The 19,743-nt window shown below is 69.1% G+C and carries 16 protein-coding genes; 9 read left to right on the plus strand and 7 right to left on the minus strand.

Annotated features, from left to right (window positions below):
• Positions 1–229: 229 nt before the first annotated feature.
• The 4 genes from ubiE to NNJEOMEG_RS07185 all read right to left on the minus strand — a co-directional run bounded on the left by ubiE (position 230) and on the right by NNJEOMEG_RS07185 (position 5,036).
• On the minus strand, positions 230–928 hold the full coding sequence (gene ubiE / locus NNJEOMEG_RS07170) for a bifunctional demethylmenaquinone methyltransferase/2-methoxy-6-polyprenyl-1,4-benzoquinol methylase UbiE (RefSeq protein ID WP_173082803.1): 699 nt from the start codon (positions 926–928) through the stop codon (positions 230–232).
• Positions 929–1,172: 244 nt separating this feature from the next.
• Positions 1,173–2,474, minus strand: a complete 1,302-nt coding sequence (gene rimO, locus NNJEOMEG_RS07175) for a 30S ribosomal protein S12 methylthiotransferase RimO (protein ID WP_173082805.1) — start codon at positions 2,472–2,474, stop codon at positions 1,173–1,175.
• Complete coding sequence (locus tag NNJEOMEG_RS20935; RefSeq protein WP_173082807.1) at positions 2,471–4,561, minus strand: hypothetical protein; 2,091 nt, start codon at positions 4,559–4,561, stop codon at positions 2,471–2,473. The genes rimO and NNJEOMEG_RS20935 overlap by 4 nt, the downstream gene beginning before the upstream one ends.
• An 82-nt stretch (positions 4,562–4,643) precedes the next feature.
• On the minus strand, positions 4,644–5,036 hold the full coding sequence (locus NNJEOMEG_RS07185; RefSeq protein WP_173082809.1) for a hypothetical protein: 393 nt from the start codon (positions 5,034–5,036) through the stop codon (positions 4,644–4,646).
• Between the two features lie 336 nt (positions 5,037–5,372).
• Here NNJEOMEG_RS07185 and NNJEOMEG_RS07190 point away from each other — a divergent pair, with 336 nt between their 5' ends.
• The 8 genes from NNJEOMEG_RS07190 to NNJEOMEG_RS07225 all read left to right on the plus strand — a co-directional run bounded on the left by NNJEOMEG_RS07190 (position 5,373) and on the right by NNJEOMEG_RS07225 (position 15,660).
• Complete coding sequence (locus NNJEOMEG_RS07190; protein WP_173082811.1) at positions 5,373–6,311, plus strand: M23 family metallopeptidase; 939 nt, start codon at positions 5,373–5,375, stop codon at positions 6,309–6,311.
• Position 6,312: 1 nt separating this feature from the next.
• A complete protein-coding gene (locus NNJEOMEG_RS07195) occupies positions 6,313–6,747 on the plus strand; it encodes a hypothetical protein (protein WP_173082813.1) in 435 nt (144 codons plus the stop codon).
• 208 nt (positions 6,748–6,955) lie between these two features.
• Positions 6,956–7,399, plus strand: coding sequence for a hypothetical protein (locus NNJEOMEG_RS07200; RefSeq protein ID WP_173082815.1), 444 nt, complete (start codon positions 6,956–6,958; stop codon positions 7,397–7,399).
• A 117-nt stretch (positions 7,400–7,516) separates the two neighbouring features.
• Positions 7,517–9,889, plus strand: coding sequence for a mechanosensitive ion channel family protein (locus NNJEOMEG_RS07205; protein ID WP_173082817.1), 2,373 nt, complete (start codon positions 7,517–7,519; stop codon positions 9,887–9,889).
• 70 nt (positions 9,890–9,959) lie between these two features.
• Positions 9,960–11,153, plus strand: a complete 1,194-nt coding sequence (locus tag NNJEOMEG_RS07210; RefSeq protein WP_173082819.1) for a two-component system sensor histidine kinase NtrB — start codon at positions 9,960–9,962, stop codon at positions 11,151–11,153.
• Positions 11,154–12,266: an XTP/dITP diphosphatase gene (locus tag NNJEOMEG_RS21095; protein ID WP_173082821.1), complete on the plus strand. Its 1,113-nt coding sequence runs from the start codon at positions 11,154–11,156 to the stop codon at positions 12,264–12,266.
• A gap of 86 nt (positions 12,267–12,352) precedes the next feature.
• Positions 12,353–14,176: a glutamine--fructose-6-phosphate transaminase (isomerizing) gene (gene glmS, locus NNJEOMEG_RS07220; protein WP_173082823.1), complete on the plus strand. Its 1,824-nt coding sequence runs from the start codon at positions 12,353–12,355 to the stop codon at positions 14,174–14,176.
• Positions 14,177–14,178: 2 nt separating this feature from the next.
• On the plus strand, positions 14,179–15,660 hold the full coding sequence (locus NNJEOMEG_RS07225) for an N-acetylmuramoyl-L-alanine amidase (RefSeq protein ID WP_173082825.1): 1,482 nt from the start codon (positions 14,179–14,181) through the stop codon (positions 15,658–15,660).
• Between the two features lie 16 nt (positions 15,661–15,676).
• On the opposite strand, the gene NNJEOMEG_RS07230 is transcribed toward NNJEOMEG_RS07225, so the two are convergent.
• Positions 15,677–16,912, minus strand: a complete 1,236-nt coding sequence (locus NNJEOMEG_RS07230; RefSeq protein WP_173082827.1) for an MFS transporter — start codon at positions 16,910–16,912, stop codon at positions 15,677–15,679.
• Positions 16,913–16,916: 4 nt separating this feature from the next.
• Positions 16,917–17,291: a winged helix-turn-helix transcriptional regulator gene (locus NNJEOMEG_RS07235; protein WP_173082829.1), complete on the minus strand. Its 375-nt coding sequence runs from the start codon at positions 17,289–17,291 to the stop codon at positions 16,917–16,919.
• 139 nt (positions 17,292–17,430) lie between these two features.
• On the opposite strand from NNJEOMEG_RS07235, the gene NNJEOMEG_RS07240 reads away from it, so the two are divergent.
• Complete coding sequence (locus NNJEOMEG_RS07240) at positions 17,431–18,216, plus strand: nitroreductase family protein (protein ID WP_173082831.1); 786 nt, start codon at positions 17,431–17,433, stop codon at positions 18,214–18,216.
• Between the two features lie 158 nt (positions 18,217–18,374).
• On the opposite strand, the gene NNJEOMEG_RS07245 is transcribed toward NNJEOMEG_RS07240, so the two are convergent.
• The gene (locus NNJEOMEG_RS07245; RefSeq protein WP_173082833.1) at positions 18,375–19,580 is read right to left on the minus strand and encodes a serine hydrolase domain-containing protein; all 1,206 of its coding nucleotides are present in this window, start codon (positions 19,578–19,580) and stop codon (positions 18,375–18,377) included.
• Positions 19,581–19,743: the final 163 nt, after the last annotated feature.

The raw sequence follows: 19,743 nt of genomic DNA on the forward strand, positions 1-19,743 counted from the left end.
GCGCAACACCAATGAACGACGCCCACAAGCCCTGACGGACAACAACTCGAAACGCCTGAACATAATTTTGCGAGAAGCCCGGCGTTTTCGCTACAACGACCGGGACCCCATGGCGCAAAAGGCAGGGCATCGCGTCACGCGCCAAGGGCGCATGCACGCGTCGTTGTGACAAATCGATGGGTCAGCTGACGACGTGGTTTGTCTGCGGGGACGGCCGTTGAGCGCGACGCTACGCGGGGCGCACGCCCGAGTGGATGCGCGCGATGCCCCCCGTGAGGGGCGTCTGGTCCACGTCGGCGAACCCCGCGTCGCGGATCTCGGCGGCGAAGGTCTGGTGGTCCGGGAAGGCGTGCACCGATTCCATGAGGTAGGAGTAGGCGTAGTCCGTGCGTGAGAGCCAGTTGCCGAAGGGGGGCAGCACGCGGTCGAAATAGAAGCGGTAAAGGCCGCGCAACAGGGCGTTGTCGGGCAGGGAGAACTCCAGCACCAGGAGACGCCCGCCGGGCTTGAGCACCCGGAAGAACTCGCCCAGGGCAGCGGCGCGCTCCTGCACGTTGCGAATGCCGAAGGCGATGGTCACGGCGTCCACGCTGGCGTCGCGCAGGGGCAGGCGGCGGGCGTCCCCGGCGGCCAGACGCACCCGGCCGCGCGGCTCGCGCCGGGCCAGCTTGGCGTGGCCAACGCGCAGCATGGCCGGGGTGAAGTCGATGCCCACCACCCGGGACAGGGGGCGCTGGCGCACGATCTCCAGGGACACCTCGGCCGTGCCCGCCGCCACGTCGGCCACCGTGATGGGCCGGTCCGCGGGAAGCATCCGGGCCAGACGCTTGCGCCAGAGCACGTCGATGCGCAGCGAGAGCACGCTGTTTTGCATGTCGTAGCCGCCCGCAATGGTGTCGAACATTCGCCGCACTTCGAAATCGCGCATGGAAGAGGCCTCCAGCAGAGAGGTGACGAAGGCGGAAGATGCCTCCGGCGGCCAGAGAGGAAACTTTTTGAAAAAAGTTTCCTCTCTGGACTCTCCTTCAAAAACTTTCAAGGAGCTTCGCGTCCCCCGCCGCAACGGTTGCGGCGAAACCCGCGAAGCAATTGCCGGGTCCAGGGGGGGCTCCCCCCTGGCGGGTGCGGGGCAGCGCCCTGCCGGGGTCCGGGGCGGAGCCCCGGGGTGGCCGTCAGCCTGCCAGGGCCACCAGGTCGTAGGTCTTGGTGTCGTCCACGGTGGCGCGCACCATGGCCCCGGGTTTCACGCCGGGGCCGGAGACGTAGGTGACGCCGTCGATCTCCGGGGCCTGGAACCAGGCGCGTCCCACGTGCAGTCCGGGCCATTCGGGGTGCGGGGCGTCCACGAGCACGTCCAGTTCCCGCCCCTGAAATCCTTCCAGCCACTCCTCGGAGATCTCGGCCTGGGCGGCCATGACGGCATCCCGGCGGGCCTGGCGGGTCTTCATGCCCACCTGGCGCGGCATTTTCGCGGCGGGCGTGCCCTCCTCGGCCTGGAAGGCGAACACGCCCAGGTGGGTGAAGCGCGTCTCGCGCACGAAGCGAAGGAGGTATTCGAAGTGGGTGCGCGTCTCGCCCGGATAGCCCACGATGAGGCTCGTGCGGATGGCCGCCTCGGGGAAGCGGTCGCGCACGAGGTCCACCACGCGTCGCGGGTCTTTGGCGAAGGGTCGGCCCATGGACTGGAGCACGTCCGGGTGGGCGTGCTGGAGCGGGATGTCGAAATAGGGGAGCAGCGGCGGCCCGGCGTCCTTGAGGAAGTCCAGGAGCCCCGGCGTGAGGCCTGCCGGGTAGAGGTAGAGCAGGCGCAGCCGGGCGAGGCCCTTGAGGGGCAGGAGGGTCTTCAGCAGTCCGCGCAGTCCGGGCTCGTAGCCCAGGTCGCGCCCGTAGGCCGTGAGGTCCTGGGCCACGAGGATCAGCTCGCTGCGCCCCGAGTCCAGCAGATGGCGGGCCTCGTCCGCCAGATCCCGGACCGGGCGGCTTTTGAGCGGCCCCCGGATGGAGGGGATGGTGCAGAAGCGGCAGGCGTGGCGGCAGCCCTCGCTGATCTTGAGGTAGGCGTAGCTCGGGGGGCTGGTGAGCAGCCGCTTCGGCGCGACGGAGGGGGCGCGGCTCAGGGCGTTGGCGATGCGCGAGGGCCAGTCGGGGATTTCGTGGGTGGAAAGCCAGAGGTCCACCTCGGGGAGCGAGTCCCTGAGCTCCTGCCCGTAGCGGCTGACGAGGCACCCGGCAACGGCCAGGAGCGGCTTGGGGTCGAGCCCGCGCAGGGCCTGGGCCGCGTCGAGGATTTCGGCCACGGACTCCTCCACGGCGGGGCGGATGAAGCCGCAGGTGTTCACGAGCACGAGGCGGGCGTCCTCGGGGCGGTCCACGGGCCTGGCGGGTCCGGGCAGTCCGCCCAGGAGCAGCTCGGTGTCCGTGAGGTTCTTGGGACAGCCAAGGGAAATGGTATGGACGGCAATGGGGTCTTTCATCGGGGCACCACCCTGAAGATGAGGGGCATGGTGGGGGCGAACCACAGCCTGGCGTTGCCGCGCACGGTGAAGCGCACGAGCGCCTCCTCGCCATCGGTCTCGAAGGAGACGCTGGCCGGGAGGGCGTGGAGGTCCTTGTCGTTGTCCTGGGGCGTGCCGGGAAAATCGCCCAGGCGGCGCAGTGTCCGGACCGGGTCGCCGACGTCCACTTCCAGGAGGTTTTCCGGGCCGAAGGAGGCCACCTTGGGGTGGAACCCCACGTGCACCACGGCGGGCCCGGGCGGCTTGCGCAGGGAGAAGGTCACGTGGCCGGAGGCGGCCTTTTCGTTCTTGGTCATGGAAAAGAAACCGCCGAAGCTCTGGTTCACGTCGAGTCCGTCGATGGAAGCCACCTGGAGGGTAAGGCCCTCGGCGGCCACGGGCCGGTCGGTAGGCACGGGGTATTCCACCACGGCTCCGGGCAGGGGGCGATAGACAGCGTAGAGCGGATCGGGAACGCTTTCGAGCGCGTAGTGGAGGTTGATGACGCTGTGCACCTGCTCGTCGCGGAAGGTGTCGCCCAGGATGATGCCCCCGAAGCGACGGCCGACGATGTCGCGGTGCAGGGGGGAGCCCGCGAAGCGCCAGTAGCCCACGCGCTCGAAAAACTGTGTCTCGATGGCGTCGAAGGCCGCGAGCCTCGGGGTGAACTCCCGGGGAAGCAACAGGGGCGCGGCCTCGGCGTTGATGAGCCACGGGGGGCCGTCTGGCCGGGCGATCTCCCGGGCCAGGGCCGAGAGGTCGGGCCTGGCGGGCGTGGCGCGCGCGGCCGGGTCGTCGAAGCCCCGGGAGGCGGGCAGGCAGAGCGCCGCCAGCAACGCGGCCGCCGCGCCCCGGGCCAGCCCCTCGCGGCCGATGGCGGCGGCGGCCACGCCCAGGCGCAGGTAGAGTAGCGGCAGGAAGCCCCAGAAGTAGTTGTCGGCAGCACCCCAGGTCATCATCAGGCGCAGGATGAAGGGGACCTGCACCAGGAGCAGCCAGTCGAGAGCGTGGAAGCGCCGCCTTGCCAGGCCAGCGAGCAGGCAGGCGGCCCAGGCGGCAAGGGGCGCTGCGTGGTTGATCCCGAACCGGACGAGGCGCGGCACGGCGCTCTCCCAGTTGGTGATGCCCGGATCGGCCGCCAGGCTGGCGGGATACTTGAGCGTGTGGATCAGGAAGGCCCCGCCGGTGCCCCACTGCATGGCCAGGGCCGCCACGCCCAGGAGCGCGCCCGCCGCGCAGGCCGTGAAGAGGCAGCGCCGCCAGAGGGAGCGGTCCCAGATGCAGAGCGTGACCAGGGCCAGGAACACGGGCAGGGTCTGCTGCTTGGTGAGCATGGCCGCGCCCAGGAGCAGCGCGGCGGCCCAAGGCCTGTCCCCCGCGTCGCGGGCGGTGAAGCGCATGGCCCCGGCGTAGGCCAGCATCCAGGCCAGCCAGTCCGGCCGGAGGATCACCCCGGCCAGAGCCATCTGGACCGAGGCGAAAGCCAGTACGGCGAAGGCCAGGGGCACGGCCCAGGAGCCCGTCTCGCGCCGCCCCCAGAGCGTGACGACGGCGAAGGCTCCGGCGTAGGGCAACGCCGTGAGGAGCATGCCGGAAAGCGCGGGATCGCCCAACAGGCGCGTGAGCCCGGCCCCCAGCACGAAAAAGAGCGGCGTGTAGAGGGTGGTGAGGAAGGGATACGTCCCCGGCGGCGGATAGATGGACTGGCCGTGGGCCGCCAGCCAGATCTTGAGCACCTCGCGTCCGCTGATGAGGGGCGAGACCACCCAGGTCCAGGGGGTCCAGGCGAAGTCCAGGGCGAGGTTCCACAGGGCGGCCAGGAGAGCGGCGCCCAGGCCGCCGAGGGCGACCGCGCGGGTGAAGGCCCGCGGCCCGTCCAGGGGGGCGCGCGCCAGGGCGAACCAGGCCAGGGACAACGCCGCCAGGGGCCAGCCCAGCCAGGGCGCGGACGCGACAGCGCCCGGCCAGGACAGGGCCAGAAGCGCGCCGGCGGCGAACCCGGCGAAGGTGTCGAAGGGGAGCGGACACGCGCCGCGCGCGGGTCCGGCGTTGGCGGATGCCGACATGCGGCAGGGGTAAACGCTTTCGTGCGCGTTGGCAATCGAGGCGGGGCCGGGCGGAAGGCCGCCCGGCCCGTGCGGCGGGGTATCAGGCGCGGTCGGTCAGCTCCAGGTAGCGCATCAGGTCGCCCTCGCGGGCCCTGCCCTGGCGCACGCGCTCCTTGAGGTGGCTCAGGCGGGCTCTGCGGGCCGCGCCGGGAAAGAGGCCGGCTCCGCCGTCGCCGTCGAAGGCCAGCACGTGCTCGCAAAAATACGGGTCCAACTCCATGCGCTCGACAATTTCCCGGTAGTGCTCCAGCGCCCCAACCGCCTCGAGCATGCGGCGGCGGAGCCCGAGGTGGGCCATGGCGGTTCGCGCCAGGGAGTGGAGTTGTTCCGCGTCCAAATCCATCGCTCCATGGTGGGCGTGGAGCTTGACGCGCCTGGGATCGGTGACGGGCTTGAACTGGGACAACTCGGCACGGCAGTGAGGGCAATGCATGATTCTTTTCCTTCTGTTTGGGTTCCGGGTGATTCCGGACAGCCACGGAGAATATCAGGATTTGCATTTCGCGCAGCCCACATAGCGCTATGTGGGAAGAAATCCGCCGAGTCAGTCATTTTTCCGAAAGGTTGCCGCCCCCACCGGGCATCCATCGCGCATTCCCGGAACTCCTCAAGGGACTCGAGCCAGGGCGACCGAAGACGCCAGCATTGATCAGCGCGAAGAAATATTTTATATTTTTTCCCACATAGCGCTATGTGGGCTGCGAATTTCATTCTCCTGGATATACTGCCCTGAAATCTAGCGGCTGAGCCGCACTCAGGAGGAACGAAAATGGGCACGGAGAATCAGGATCTGAACGGTAGTGGCGCCTGGAACCTGGCCAATGCCTGGAAGCTGGGCGATCTGTTGGGCGGCGTCGCCGACCAGGAGCGCCAGGAGCAATTCGCCGGGAATGTGGTTCGGTTCATGGACGCCGGGGGCAGCCCGTCAGGCGAAGGAGCTCAAGGACAAGGGGGCGCGCTCCCTGATGCGCGCCCGGAAACGGCTCATGGACTTCTTTCCTTCGTGAAGGCCGGGGCGGCAGGCGGGGAGACGGCGCAGCAGGCCGACGCCACGCCGCCCGGGGCGGCTTCCGGCCAGAAAGCCGCCGGGGAGCCTGCCGCCGGGCAGGGCCAGGAGGTGCGTGGACGCGTGAGCGGTGAAGTGCGCGGAAGCGCGGACCCCAGCGTGCTGAATCGGGAAGACTGGGAACGCCTGAAGGGGCTCGACTACCGGACCCAGGAAGTGCTGCGCCAGCAGAAGGAGCGGGAGAACTGGGAGAGGCTGAAGGGGCTCGATCCCGAGACGCAGAAGATGATTCATGGGCCCGTGTTGCCGGTTGGCGGATCGTCAATGGTGATTACCAGTCCGTACGGGAATCGCACGGACCCGAAGAGAGGGTTTCACCATGGGATCGACATCCGCAACAAACTCGGCGACCCTGTATACGCAAGCCGTCCAGGGACAGTCGTTAACGTCCTCCCTGACAGCATGGGGAACAATCAAATTGTTGTGGACCATGGGGACTACAAGTACGGAGCCTATGTTCATTCCAAACCATCCGTTAGCGTCAACGACAAGGTGAACCCTGGGGACGTACTGGGAACAACAGATATATCTGGAACTTCAAAAGGGCCGCACTTGCACTTTAGTCTATTCACACACAACAGAAGGGATGCATCCTATGATCCTCGCACATTATTCGAAAATAATCAGTATACCTACAAGTAGCTTGTTCATCCTCCTTGCCGTCTCCATGCTCCTGTTGTCCGTTCCAAACAGGTGCCTTGCCGGAGAGCCCGAGGAACTCAAGGAGATCGCCCTGCGGATCAAGGCGATGGTCGAAAAGGAGGACACCAAGGGGCTCGTCGCCTCCATCGCGGACACCATCTGGTTCGTGGACGACCCGCTCAGCCGAAAGCAGGTCGCCAGGCTGCTCGCCAACAAGAAGAGCTGGCTCTACAAGCACCTCTTCGTGGGTGACGAATCCATCAGAAGCTACCTCCTCAAGGCGGACGACATCACCATCGAGTTTCACCGGCTGTCCGAGAAGGCCTGGAGCATCAGCTACGTCTCTCAAAAAACCTACACACGTTCCGTGCCAGGCCTCACCTTCATGAAAAACGGCAAAGGATGGCTCCTGGTGAGTTTATTTTCAAACGGATGACCAGCTTCGCGTTGTCCGGCGAGCCTCCTGCCGCATGGAGAAAGATGAGGCAGCGCTTTCCCCGCACACCGGCGGCAACCGGCCGCGCGGACCGTCCCGGCCCGCATGGCCACATCCAGCTGCATGCAGCGGCTTATTCCATGGACGACCGCGACGCCGGGAACGGCAAGCACGTCGATCCGGTCAAAAGACTGCCGAGGAGGCAGGCATGCCTTGTCATCGAAGAACAGTGCTGATTTGTTGCCTTGGGCTCGCGCTGTCGCTCCCGATCCAAAGCAGGGCCCAGGAATGCGGCAACCCCCTCGTCGCCGGTGAGGCGGTGAAGCGACTGATCATCGACATGGATGTCGAGAAACTGAAGGCATACTTTGCCGAGGGGTTCTGCCTCGTTGACAATTGCCGTGACCAGACCGAGGCGGCGGCCATGCTGACGGATGCTTCGAGCTGGTTGTACAGGGGATTGTTCGTGGGTGAAGGATCATGGAAATCGAGATTCGAGAGATCGACTTCACTCGTGATACATCATCGACAAGTGGGGAGCAGGTTTCATTCGCTGACGTTTGAATGCGACGACGATCCATCCGGCCCACCGATCATCGACATCCAATGCATCGACGGGAGATGGATCATCAGCACTTTGAGCAACCTGTAGCGCGCGCGCCTCCGGGGTTCCCAAGCGCCCCGGCTTTGGCTAGGAGGATGCCAGACCGCGCGGCCGTCCGCTCCGGGGCCGCTTCAGGCCCGGCCGGTCCGCCATTCGGAGGCTCCCATGCACGCATCCCACCCGACGATTCGCCGCTTCGCCGCCCTGGTCCTGGCCCTGGCCCTCCTGGCCTGGACAGCTCCCGGCCGCGCCCAGGACAAGCAGCCCCAGCAACAGCCGCAGGCCCAGGCCCAGCCGCAGGACAAGCCGCAGGACAAGCCCGCGCCCCAGGAGCAGCCCGACAGCTGGAAGCTGGTGCTCCAGCGCAACTACGAGGAGCTGCAATACCAGATCGACTATGTGGATGGCGTGTCCCAGAAGCTGCCGGGCATGGTCTCGCGCACCCGGCAGGACCTCTCGGCCCTGCGCAAGAAGCTCGACGAGCTCATGGTGCTCACCAAGGTTTCGGGGTCCAGCCCCGTGGAACTGCGCGCAGTGCTGGCGGGACTGGACATCCTCAAGGCCAAGGTGGAGGCCGTGGCCCAGCCCTTTTCCAAGGCCGACGTGGACCTGAAGAACTTCCAGGAGCGCATGGCCGAGCTGGAGGGCGAGTTCGCACGCCAGCACGCCACCGGCCCCCAGGAGGACGCCCAGAAGACCCTCAACGAATTCCTGGGCGACCTGCGCAAGCTCAAGGGCAAGCTCGGCCGCGTGAAAACCGTGCTCGACCAGGGCCTTTCCCCCACCCGCGACATCCAGACCGGCATCGGCAGGCTCTCCCAGGCCATCAACGACCGCATCCCTCGCGCCTGGAAGGACTACTACCTCAACCAGGGCAAGGGTTTCCTCACCGCCGGGGCCTGGGCCGAGGCCGCCCAGCGCGTGCAGGACCTCCCCCGCCTGGCCGCCACCTACCTGAGCCTCTTCAACTCCGGCGACGCCCGCCTGCTGGACGTGCTGCCGCGCCTGGGCGGCCTGGCCGCCGTGCTCTGCCTGGGGGCCTTCCTGGCCCTGCGCAAGGCCAGGGACCGCTTCCCGGACCTGCCGCCCGCGCGCCGCATGCTCTTCCTCTCCTGGTTCGCCCTGGGAGTGGCCACGCTGTGGGCCACGTCCGGCCCGGCCTTCGTGATGGTGCGCGCCGAGGCCTCGGCCATCGCCGAGATCCTGCTTTCGCGCGGCCTGCTGGGCTTCTCGCGCCTGCTGGGCGGCCTGGGCGCCGCGCCCGGGGCGCGCCGGGGCGACGGGCTGGGCACGGCCTGGACCCTCTTCGTGCTGGCCTGCCTCTTCCAGCTGCCCTGGCTGCCGGAGGCCCCGCGCGGGGCGCTCTGGGTGCTGGCGCTGCTGGCGGCCGGCTGGATCACGGCGCGCACGTCCCCTGCCGAGGCCCCGAGTCTGGGGGCGCGCATGGCCCGGGCGGGCGGCTGGCTCTATCCCCTGCTCTGCCTGCCCGCGCTCCTGGGCTGGGTGAACATGACGCTGCTGGCCGCCATGGGCTGGTTCCTCCTGCTGGCCTTCCTGCAGGCCGGGGTGGGGCTGCACGCCCTGCTCTCCCGCGCCGCCTCGGAGCCCCGGGAAGAGCCCTCCGCCGAGTGCGCGCGGCTGCTGCTTTCCGGGCTGGCCCTGCCGGCCGTGGCGCTGGCCATGGCCGGTTGCTGGATGTTCTGGCTCTCCATGTCCATGGGCGGCACGAGCGTGTTCCTGGCCCTGGTGGGCCAGGACGTGGGCGAGGAGGGCTTCAGCCTGGATCTGGCCGGGGCCGCCGGGCTCTTCGCCGGATTCTTCCTGGCCCGGGCCTTCACCCGGGTGGCCCACCGCCTGGTCACGGACCTGCCCCGGCGCTATCCGGGCCTGGAGCTGGGCGTGGTGAACCTTCTGGAGACCATCGCCACCTATCTGATCTGGGGCGTCTACGCCCTGGCGGCCCTGCGCACGGTGGGGGCCGGGTTCACGAGCCTGGCCGTGGTGGCGGGCGGCCTCTCGGTGGGCGTGGGCTTCGGGCTGCAGAACATCATCAACAACTTCATCTCCGGGCTCATCCTGCTCTTCGGGCGCGCGGTGCAGGCCGGGGACGTGCTCCAGATCGGAGAGACCTGGGGCGTGGTGAAACGCGTGAACATCCGCAACACCGTGGTGCAGACCTTCGACAACGCCACGCTCTTCGTGCCCAACTCGGAACTCATCGCCCAGAAGATCCTCAACTGGTCCCACAACGACCGGCGCATCCGCCGCCACCTGGACGTGGGCGTGGCCTACGGCTCGGACACGGCCCAGGTGCAGGAGCTCCTGGCCCGGGCGGCCTCCGCCGCGCCCGGAGTGCTGGCCTCGCCCGCGCCCTCGGCGCAGCTCAAGGCCTTCGGGGCGCAGGGCATGGTCTTTCGGATCACCTTCTGGGTGGACGACCTGGACAACGCCGGCAAGGCCCTCTCGCGCACGCACATGGAGGTGGAGCGCATCCTGCGCGAACACGGAGTGGCCATCACCCCGCCCGTGGGCGCGTGAGGCCCGCTTTCCCGCCCGCCGGGTCGGCTTTTCCGTTTGACTCCCAAGACGAAGTGGGTAGAAAAAAGCCATGAGCGACCCTCCTGCCGAAAGGCCCGACAACGCCTGCGCGCTGGACCTTGCCCAGGAACGCAACCTCCTCTCCTCGGTGATCGACCAGATCCCCGACGACATCGTCATTCTCGACGCCCAGGCCCGCGTGGTGGACTTGAACCGCGCCGCGCTGGACCGCCTGGGAGGCGACCGGGAAGACTTCCAGGGGCGCTCCTGCTGGGAGTCGCTCTCCGGCTTCAAGGGCATCTGCGAGCCCGCCGCCGACGTGGAGCAGTGGGAGATGGTGCGCAAGGGCGGCAGGAGCGAGCAGGTGCACACCGTGGTGGACCACGAGGGCCAGCTGCGCTACTTCCGGGTGTACCTCTATCCCGTGATGGCCTCCTCCGGGGCGCTTTCCCACGTGGTGGTGCTGCGCCGCGACATCACCCAGGCCACGTCCATCGAGCGCCGCCTGCGCCAGTCGGAGAAGCTGGCCGCCGTGGGCGAACTCTCCACCTACGTGGCCCACGAAATCCGCAACCCGCTCTTCGCCATCGCCGGGTTCGCCAACTCGCTTTTGCGCTCGGGCGCGCTGGACGAGAAGGCCCGGGCCAAGGTGTCCATCATCCTGGAGGAATCGGGCCGCCTGGACAAGATCCTCAAGAGCCTGCTCAATTTCTCGCGCCCCACCCAGGGCATGGAGGGGCGCTTCGACGCCTCCCAGGTGTCCTCCCAGACCATGGAGCTCATGGGCCTGGGCATGCAGAAGCAGGGCATCGAGGCCACGGTGGACGCCGCCCCGGGGCTGCCCCTGGCCAAAGGCGACCCGGAACTCGTGAAGCAGTGCATCATCAACATGGTCAAGAACTCCGTGGAGGCCATGCCCGAGGGCGGCACGCTGGTGCTGCGCTGCTACGGGCGGGCCGACCGCGTGGTCATCGAACTGGAAGACTCGGGGCGGGGCATCCCCCCGGAAAACCTGGACCAGGTGTTCAACCCGTTCTTCTCCACCAAGGACCAGGGCGCCGGGCTGGGCCTGGCCATGACCAAGAAAATCCTGGACGAAATCGGCGGCGCCGTGGAGCTGGAAAGCGAAGTGGGCAAGGGCACCGTGGTGCGTCTGGTGCTGCCGCCGGTCACCGCCGCCGAGGACGTGGACGTTCAGGCGCACGCGGCCCCGCGCCACGACGGACTCTGGCGCGCCGGGGCCAACAACAAAGAGGAGGCATAGGTGTCGCAGGTCGTTCTGGCCACCCGCAACCAGGGCAAGGTCAAGGAGCTTCAGGCGCTCATGGAGGGTACCGGCATCGCGGTGCTGGGGCTCGACCAGTTCCCCCAGGTGGGCGAGATCGAGGAAACGGGTTCCACCTTCGAGGAAAACGCCCGCATCAAGGCCAAGACCGTGAGCGAGGCCACGGGGCTCATCGCCCTGGCCGACGACTCGGGCCTGGAAGTGGAAGCGCTGGACGCTGCCCCCGGGGTGCGCTCGGCGCGCTACGCGGGCGAAAAGGCCACCGACGCCGAAAACAACGCCAAGCTCCTGGAGGCCATGGCCGACGTGCCCAACGACAAGCGCGCCTGCCGCTTCATCTCCTGCGTGGCCGTGCACGCCCCCGACGGGCACGAACTGGTGTTCCACGGCGTGTGGCGCGGCAACCTGGCCCGGGAGCCCCGGGGCGAAAACGGCTTCGGCTACGACCCCCTCTTCGTGGACCTGGAACTCAAGCAGACCGCCGCCGAAATGGCCCCCGAGCAGAAGAACTGGCGCAGCCACCGGGGCCGCGCCGTGCGCGAACTGGTGAAGTACCTGCCGGGCTTCGTGGAGAAGGTGGCCCTGGAATCCGCCCTTACCCCCGAGGAGCGCGACCTCAAGGACCGCCTGGCAGGAGTGAAGGGCTGGCTGCGCGTGCTGTGCTGGGTGATGATGATTGTGGTGCCGCTCGTCTGCGCGGCCATCGTCTCGCGCAACCTGCGCTACATGGAGGCCCTCAAGCAGGCCAATGAGGTCTCGCGCGAGCTGGCCGCCGAAGTGGCCAAAGGGCTCACGGCAGAGAACGTGCTGGCCCTGGTGGTGGGCGCGGTCATGTTCTGGGCGGGCCTTTCGCTCTACCGGCGCAAGCGCGGCTCGGTGATGTTCGCCAAGATCGCCTGGTTCCTGGCCCCGCTGGCCAGCGGCCTCCAGTATTGCTTCATCTATTTCCTCAACTTTCCCGACGAGGTGCACGCCATGGCCACGGGACAGGTGCTGGCCAACGCCCTGCCCGCGCTGGCCGCGGCCTCCACGGCCATCTTTTACCTGAACCTCTCCCAGCGGGTGCGCGCCACCTACTTCCTGGACCGCTGACCGGGAACGCCCCGCCTTGACAGGGCCAGACATTCCTGGGACTGCCGTTTCCGGAACTTGTCAAAAACCGACAGCAAGGAACTACCATGTGCGGCATCATCGGCTATAGCGGGCACCGGCCCGCGGTCCCCGTGGTGATGGAAGGGCTGGGACGCCTGGAATACAGGGGCTACGACTCGGCCGGCGTGGCCTACGTGCAGCGCGGGCAGCTCATTGTGCTGCGCGCCGAAGGCAAACTCTCCAACCTGGCCCGCAAGCTGGAGGAAACGCCGTCGCTCACCGCCACATCCGGCATGGGACACACCCGCTGGGCCACCCACGGCCTGCCCGTGGAGCGCAACGCCCACCCCCACCAGGACCAGCAGGGCAGCGTGGCCCTGGTGCACAACGGCATCATCGAGAACTACCAGGAGCTGCGCGAGGAGCTTGAAGCCCAGGGCGTCGCCTTCTCCTCCGAGACCGACACCGAGGTGCTGGCCCAGCTCCTGGGGCGCTGCCTGGCCGAGACCGGCAGCCTGGACAAGGCCCTCTCCATGGCCCTGGGCCGCGTGGACGGCTCCTACGCCGTGTGCGTGGTCTCGCGCGACCACCCGGGCGTGCTCTACGCCGCGCGCAAGTCCTCCCCCCTGGTGATGGGCGTGGGCGTGGGCGAGAACTTCCTGGCCTCGGACATCCCGGCCTTCCTGCCCTACACCCGCGACGTGGTCTTCCTGGAAGACGGCGAGATGGCCCGCATCGACGCCAACTCCTGGCAGGTGCTCGACGTGGCCACGCTGGCCCCCGTGACCAAGGAGATCAAGCACATCACCTGGGACGTGCAGGCGGCCCAGAAGGGCGGCTACAAGCACTTCATGCTCAAGGAGATCTTCGAGCAGCCCCGCGTGATCACAGACTGCCTCGCCGGACGCGTGGACCGCAGGACCGGGCGCGCCAACCTCTCCGAACTCGACGGCCTTGCGCCCCCCGAACGCCTGACCATCCTGGCCTGCGGCACCAGCTACCACGCCGGACTCTGGGGCATGTACCTTCTGGAGAGCTGGGCGCGCATCCCCACACGCGTGGAGATCGCCTCCGAATACCGCTACCGCGACCCCATCGTCGGCCCCGGCGACACGGTGCTGGCCATCTCCCAGTCCGGCGAGACGGCCGACACCCTGGCGGGCATGCGCCTGGCGCGCGAGCGCGGGGCCACGGTGATCGGGCTTTGCAACGTGGTGGGCTCCACGGTCTCGCGCGAGTCCGACCGGGTGGTCTACACCCAGGCCGGTCCCGAAATGAGCGTGGCCTCCACCAAGGCCATGTGCTCGCAGCTTACGCTGCTCACGCTGCTGGCCCTGCACTGGGGGCAGCAGAAGGGCGTGCTGCCCGCCGAGGCCACGGCCCACTGCGTGAAGACCATGGAGAGCCTGCCCGGCATCCTGGAGGCCGAGCTGCCGCGCATGCGCTCGCGCGCGGGCGAACTCTCCCGGGCCTACTCCGACGCCACCAGCTTCCTCTACCTGGGCCGGGGCCAGTGCTTCCCCCTGGCCCTGGAGGGCGCGCTCAAGCTCAAGGAGATCAGCTACATCCACGCCGAAGGCTACGCCTCGGGCGAGATGAAGCACGGGCCCATCGCCCTCATCGACCCCAAGTTCCCCACCTTCGCCCTGGCCCCGCGCGACGAACTCTTCCCCAAGGTGAAATCCAACCTGGAAGAGGTGCGCGCCCGGGGCGGCAAGGTGATCGCCCTCACCCGGGCGGGCTCCGGGCTCCAGGCCGATCACGAGTGGGAATGCCCCGAGGTCTGGGGGCCGCTCTCCACCTTCCTGCTGCTCCCGGCGCTCCAGCTCTTCGCCTACGAGATGGCCGACTACCTGGGCAAGGACGTGGACCAGCCCCGCAACCTGGCCAAGAGCGTCACCGTGGAGTAGCCGTGGCGCGACCGTTCGTGCGCCTTTTCCTTCTGATCCTCGCTTCGGTCCTGGCGCTGGCCCCGGGCGTCCTCCCGGACGCCCGGGCCGCCCAGACGAAGGATGCCGCCAAGGCCGCTCCGCCCGCCAAGGCCCCTTCGGCCGTGAAGGCCCCGACCGCCAAGAACGGGGACGGCAAGCAGGCCAAGGCCCCCCGGAACGGGGCCGTCAGGCCCGACAAGCCCAAGGAAACCGCCTCCGGCCCGGCCCCGAAGAAGCAGAGCAAGGTGCGCGTCACCGATGTGCAGGTCTATTCCGGGCAGGACTACTCGCGCATCGTGGCCGTGCTCTCGGGCGAGGTCCCCTTCCGCTGGCAGCTCCTGCCGCCGGACCCGGCCTCGGGCGGCGTGCGCCACCTCTACGTCGACCTCGACGGCGTGGTGATCCCCCCCGGCACGCGCAGCCGCTTCGACGTGAAGGGCGACGTGGCCCGCAAGGCCCGCCTGGGCTACTTCAAGCCCGATGTGGCCCGGCTGGTGGTGGAGGTGGAGAACCTCAAAAGCCAGAACGTCTTCGTGCTGGAGAACCCCTTCCGGGTGATCGTGGACGTGCAGGGCGAGGCCTCCAAGACCCCCGCGAAGTCCCCCGGCAAGAGCGCGCCCGGGAAAGCCCCTTCGGACAAGACCCCCGAGGGAAAGGCCCGGCCCGGCAAGCTCCCTGCCCCCAAGGCCGAGGCCGACGAGCCCCCCGCCTCGCCCGGCGTGAACCTGGCCACCCCGGCGCGCAAGAAGATGGCCCGCCAGCTGGTGGAACAGCTGGGGCTCACGGTGCGCACCGTCATGGTGGACGCGGGCCACGGCGGGCGCGATTCGGGCGCGCGCGGCCCCGGCAGGCTCTGGGAAAAAGACGTGAACCTGCGCGCCGCGAAGCTCCTGGCCAGGCATCTGGAACGCATGGGCTTCGAGGTGCTCATGACCCGCACCCAGGACAAGTACGTGCCCTTGGAAGTGCGCACGGCCATGGCCAACGCCCGCAAGGCCGACCTCTTCATCTCCCTGCACTGCAACGCCCACGGCGACCCGGGCTCCACGGGCATGGAGACCTATTCGCTCAACCTCGCCTCCACCCCGGCCGAGGTGCGCGTGGCCGCGCGGGAGAACTCCGTGGACTCCAAGCGCATCTCGGACATGCAGAAGCTCCTGGACGAGCTGATGCACGCCTCCAAACTCACCGAATCGCGCGATTTCGCGCGCAGCGCCCACCAGGCCGCCCTGGCCCAGGCGCGCAAGAGCATCGACCTGCGCGACAGGGGCGTGCACGAGGCCCCCTTCTACGTGCTCCTGGGGGCCAAGATGCCCGCCATTCTGGTGGAGATGGGCTACATCACCAACCCCGCCGAGGCCGCCAAGCTCCGGGAAGACAAATACCTCGACGGCCTGACCCAGGGCATCGCCCAGGGCGTGAAGGCCTACAAGGAACGCATCGAGCGCTTCGCCGCCAACTGATCCCGGATAAGGGTTCCTACAGGCGCAAGAGCCCCCTGCCGGCCACGGCGCTCACCGCCAGGCAGGTCAGGCCGCAGGCCGTCACGGCGGCGGGCGCGCCCAGCAACTGGGCCAGGCTCCCGGCCAGCAGCGCCCCGAAGGGGGCCATGCCCAGGAACATCATGGAATAGAGGGCCATCACCCGGCCGCGCAACCGGTCCGGGCTCAGGAGCTGGAGGATGGTGTTGCACGAGGCCATGCTGGCGATGGTGCAGTAGCCCACGGGCACGAGCAGCGCCGCCGAGAGCGCGAAACTCTCCGAGTTGGCGAAGAGGGCCAGGCTCGCGCCCAGGCCGGTCATGCCGAAATAGGCGAAGCGCCCCACCCCGCGCCCTCGGCCCCGCGCCGCGAGGGTGAGCGCCGCCGCCAGGCTCCCCGCCCCCGCCGAGGCCATGAGCAGGCCCAGGTTCCCGGGGCCTCCTCCCAGCACGTCGCGGGCGAACACGGGCATGAGCACCACGTAGGAGACGCCCGTCACGCTGGCCGCAGTCACCAGGCAGAGCACGAGACGCACCCGGGCCTCGCCCCAAGCGAAGGCCAGGCCCTCGCGCAGCCGCTCCCACACCGAACCGCCCGCCTCGGGGGCCGGTTTGCGCCGCGAGGTCATGCGGAGCAGGCAGGCGATCACGGCCAGGAAGCTCAGGGCGTTCAGGGTGAAGCACCACCCCTCGCCCACCGCCGCCAGCAGGAACCCCGCCACCGACGGCCCCACGATGCGCGCCGTGTTGAACAGCGACGAGTTGAGCGCGATGGCGTTGTGCAGGTCCTCGAGCCCCACCAGCTCCACCATGAAGGACTGGCGCGTGGGCACGTCCACGGCGTTCACCGTGCCCAGGAAAAAGGCCAGGCAGAGCACCTGCCACACCTCGGCCCGCCCGGAGAAGGCAAGCCAGGCCATCAGTCCGGCCTGGACCATGGAGGCCGCCTGGGTCCACACCAGCAGCGCGCGCCGGTCGAAGCGGTCGGCCGCCACGCCGCCCAGCAGCGAGAAGAGGAACACCGGAAACTGCCCCGCAAAGCCCACCAGCCCCAGGGACAGGCTGGAGCCCGTGAGCCGGTAGACCAGCCACCCCTGGGCCACCTGCTGCATCCAGGTACCCACCAGGGAGATCAGCTGCCCGGTGAAGAAGAGCCGGTAGTCGCGGTGTCGCAGGGAGCGCGAAAGCGTGCGCCACACCGCGCCCCTGCCCTGCTCTGGGAGTCCGGCCGCCATGGCGTCAGTCCGGACGCCCCGGCTGGTCCTGGGCCTCCACGTCCCTGGCCCAGGCCGAGAGGCTCTCCAGGATGGGCAGGAGCCCCCGGCCGCGCTCGGTGAGGGAATAGTCCACGCGCGGGGGCAGCGTGGGGTAGGCCTCGCGCAGCACCAGGCCGTCGGACTCCAGCTCGCGCAGCTGCTGGGTGAGCATCTTCTGGGTCACGGCGGGCAGGAGCCTGCGCAGCTCGCCGAAGCGCAGCGTGCCGCGCGTGCCCAGGCCCCAGAGGATCAGGGGCTTCCACTTGCCGCCGATCATCATGAGCGCCAGCTCCACGGAGCAGAAGTAGTCCCGGCCGTTGCGCGAGCGCGGGGTGCAGGGGGCGTGTTCTCGGGTCATGGGCGAACCTCGGCGGCGCGGACACCGGATGGGAACCGAGGCACGTGAATGTGCCTGCTTGCGCGCTTTGTCAAGCCGGGTACATTGGCGGCCAGACACACACCGCGCCCCCCGACGGGGACGCCCAAGCGAGGACCCCATGACGCTCATCACCGTGGACCAGGCCCTGTGCGCGCGCGACGGCATCTGCCGCGACGTCTGCCCCGTGGGCTGCATCGACATGGACCGGGCCAGCGGCCTGCCCCAGGAGACACCCGACCCCGCCTGCATCGCCTGCGGGCACTGCGTGGCCGCCTGTCCCCACGGGGCGCTCTCCAACTCCCAGGTGGACGCCGCCGCCTGCCTGCGCCAACCCACCGACCTCCCCGGCGAGGCATCCCTGCGCTCGCTCCTGCTGGCCCGGCGCTCCGTGCGCGCCTACCGTCGCAAGCCCGTGGAGCGCTCCCTGCTGGCGGAGCTCCTGGAAACGGCCCGGCGCGCCCCCACGGCCTCCAACTCCCAGCACGTCCACTGGATCGCCTGCGCGGACAAGGACCGCGTGCACGAGATGGCCCAACTGGGCGCGCGCTGGATGCGCGCCGTCGGCCTGCGCCCCAGGCTCGTGGAACTCTGGGACAAGGGACGCGACGTGGTGATGCGCGGCGCGCCCGCCTTCGTGGGCGCGTGGACCCCGGCCGACTACCCATGGGGGGCCGTGGACAGCTCCATCGCCCTCACCTACCTGGAACTGCACGCGGCCACGGCAGGGCTCGGGGCCTGCTGGGCGGGCCTGCTCACGGCGGCGGCGCGCCAGCAGCCGGAGCTGCGCGCCCTCCTGGGACTCCAGGACGGCCAGACACTGCACGGCGGGCTCATGCTGGGCTGGCCGCGCCACGCCTACCGCCTCGTGCCGCCGCGCCGCGAGGCCCGCGTCGCCTGGGTCTAGCGTTGCGGTCTCACAATCCGCCCACACGGATTGGCAAGGCAAGCACCCAAAACTATTGGTTTTGATTATGAACAACAGGTTCTTGTCTTTCAAATCGTGAAACCAGCCGCACCCTCATGACAGCCGGTCCGTCCGCCCCGCAGCGGGCGCGACCGGCCTCAGCGGCCGTACACCGCCCGCACCAGCTCCCAGGGGAACTCCCCGTCCATGCCGTCGGGGGTGGTGTTGGTCAGGACCACCAGGCTCAGGCCCGAGGCCCTGTCCACCAGGAAGAAGGCTCCGTACGCGCCGCTCCAGCGCCACGTCCCCCTGGCGCTCGGGCTCCCCGCCGCCGCCGGGTCCAACAGCACGGCCGCCCCGTACCCGAAGCCCCAGCCGGGGCCGGGGCCTCCCTGGCCCGGTTCCAGGCGGTTCTGCGTCATCGACCGGGCCGCCTTGGTCCCCAGCGCCGCGCCGCCCGCGCGCACGACCTCCAAAAACGCCAGGTAGTCCGACGCCGTGCCGCACATCCCCGCCCCGCCAGAGGGGTACGCCCCCGGATCGGTGATGCGCGAGGGCGCGAAGCGCGCGCCCGAGGCCCCGAACGCCACCACCTGCGGATCGTCCATGCGTCTGAGCACGCCCCCTTCCCGCACGTAGGGCACGGCCAGGCGCTCCGGGTCCGAGACCAGGAACCCCGTGTCCAGCATGTTGAGCGGTCCCGTGACCAGCCGGGCCGTCAATTCCGGCAGGGGCGCGCCACCGGCCTGCTCCGCCACGGCCCCCAGCACGTCCACGGCCAGGGAATAACTCCACGCCCCGCCCGGCGCACCCGCCAGCGGGACCGACGCCAGACGCCGCAGATTCTCCTCCAGGGTGATGCCCGGACGGTCCAGCCCGTCGGACACTCCGGCCCGGGCGTACGTTCCGCCCGGAGGCTGGAGGAAGCCGTACGTAAGCCCCGCCGTGTGCGTGAGCAACTGCCCAACCGTGATCACCGCGCCACCGCCGCCGGGAAGCTCCGGCGCAAACCAGGGAAGCCAGCGCGTCACCGGGTCCTCCAGGGAGAGCGCCCCGCGCTCCGCCAGGGCCAGGACCACGGCGCTCGTCACGGGCTTGCTCAACGAGGCCAGGCGGAACACCGCGTCCGGACGCATGGCGCGGCGCGCCTCCCGGTCCGACCAGCCCCAGGCCCCGGCATGGACCACCCGGCCGTGACGCGCCACCAGCACCACCGCCCCGACAAGGCGCTCCTCCTCCACGGCCCGGCGCAACACCGCGTCCACGCGCTCGCGGAGAGGGGCGGACAGGCCGGGCGTCGTGACGAGCAACCACGGCAGGAAGCAAAGAAGGAAAGACAGGATGCGACGCGCACGCAGCGTCATGGCGCTTCTCCTCGCTGGGACGTTGAACGCCTCCGGCGGCTGGAGAGGGCGCTGCCCTCTCCAGACCTCACCCGCCAGGGCTCCGCCCTGGACCTGCTGGGGGGATGATCCCCCCAGACCCCGCAATTGCTTCGCGGGCTTCACCGGGTATGCCGTCGTGTCC

It is taken from the genome of Fundidesulfovibrio magnetotacticus (assembly GCF_013019105.1).
GTDB classification, from domain to species: domain Bacteria; phylum Desulfobacterota; class Desulfovibrionia; order Desulfovibrionales; family Desulfovibrionaceae; genus Fundidesulfovibrio; species Fundidesulfovibrio magnetotacticus.

Coding starts and splice junctions, on each gene's coding strand:
- NNJEOMEG_RS07245 (WP_173082833.1), bottom strand. CDS start 19,580: ATGACGCTGCGTGCGCGTCGCATCCTGTCTTTCCTTCTTTGCTTCCTG.
- NNJEOMEG_RS07185 (WP_173082809.1), bottom strand. CDS start 5,036: ATGCATTGCCCTCACTGCCGTGCCGAGTTGTCCCAGTTCAAGCCCGTC.
- rimO (WP_173082805.1), bottom strand. CDS start 2,474: ATGAAAGACCCCATTGCCGTCCATACCATTTCCCTTGGCTGTCCCAAG.
- glmS (WP_173082823.1), top strand. CDS start 12,353: ATGTGCGGCATCATCGGCTATAGCGGGCACCGGCCCGCGGTCCCCGTG.
- NNJEOMEG_RS07235 (WP_173082829.1), bottom strand. CDS start 17,291: ATGACCCGAGAACACGCCCCCTGCACCCCGCGCTCGCGCAACGGCCGG.
- ubiE (WP_173082803.1), bottom strand. CDS start 928: ATGCGCGATTTCGAAGTGCGGCGAATGTTCGACACCATTGCGGGCGGC.
- NNJEOMEG_RS07205 (WP_173082817.1), top strand. CDS start 7,517: ATGCACGCATCCCACCCGACGATTCGCCGCTTCGCCGCCCTGGTCCTG.
- NNJEOMEG_RS07210 (WP_173082819.1), top strand. CDS start 9,960: ATGAGCGACCCTCCTGCCGAAAGGCCCGACAACGCCTGCGCGCTGGAC.
- NNJEOMEG_RS07200 (WP_173082815.1), top strand. CDS start 6,956: ATGCCTTGTCATCGAAGAACAGTGCTGATTTGTTGCCTTGGGCTCGCG.
- NNJEOMEG_RS07190 (WP_173082811.1), top strand. CDS start 5,373: ATGGGCACGGAGAATCAGGATCTGAACGGTAGTGGCGCCTGGAACCTG.
- NNJEOMEG_RS07240 (WP_173082831.1), top strand. CDS start 17,431: ATGACGCTCATCACCGTGGACCAGGCCCTGTGCGCGCGCGACGGCATC.
- NNJEOMEG_RS20935 (WP_173082807.1), bottom strand. CDS start 4,561: ATGTCGGCATCCGCCAACGCCGGACCCGCGCGCGGCGCGTGTCCGCTC.
- NNJEOMEG_RS07230 (WP_173082827.1), bottom strand. CDS start 16,912: ATGGCGGCCGGACTCCCAGAGCAGGGCAGGGGCGCGGTGTGGCGCACG.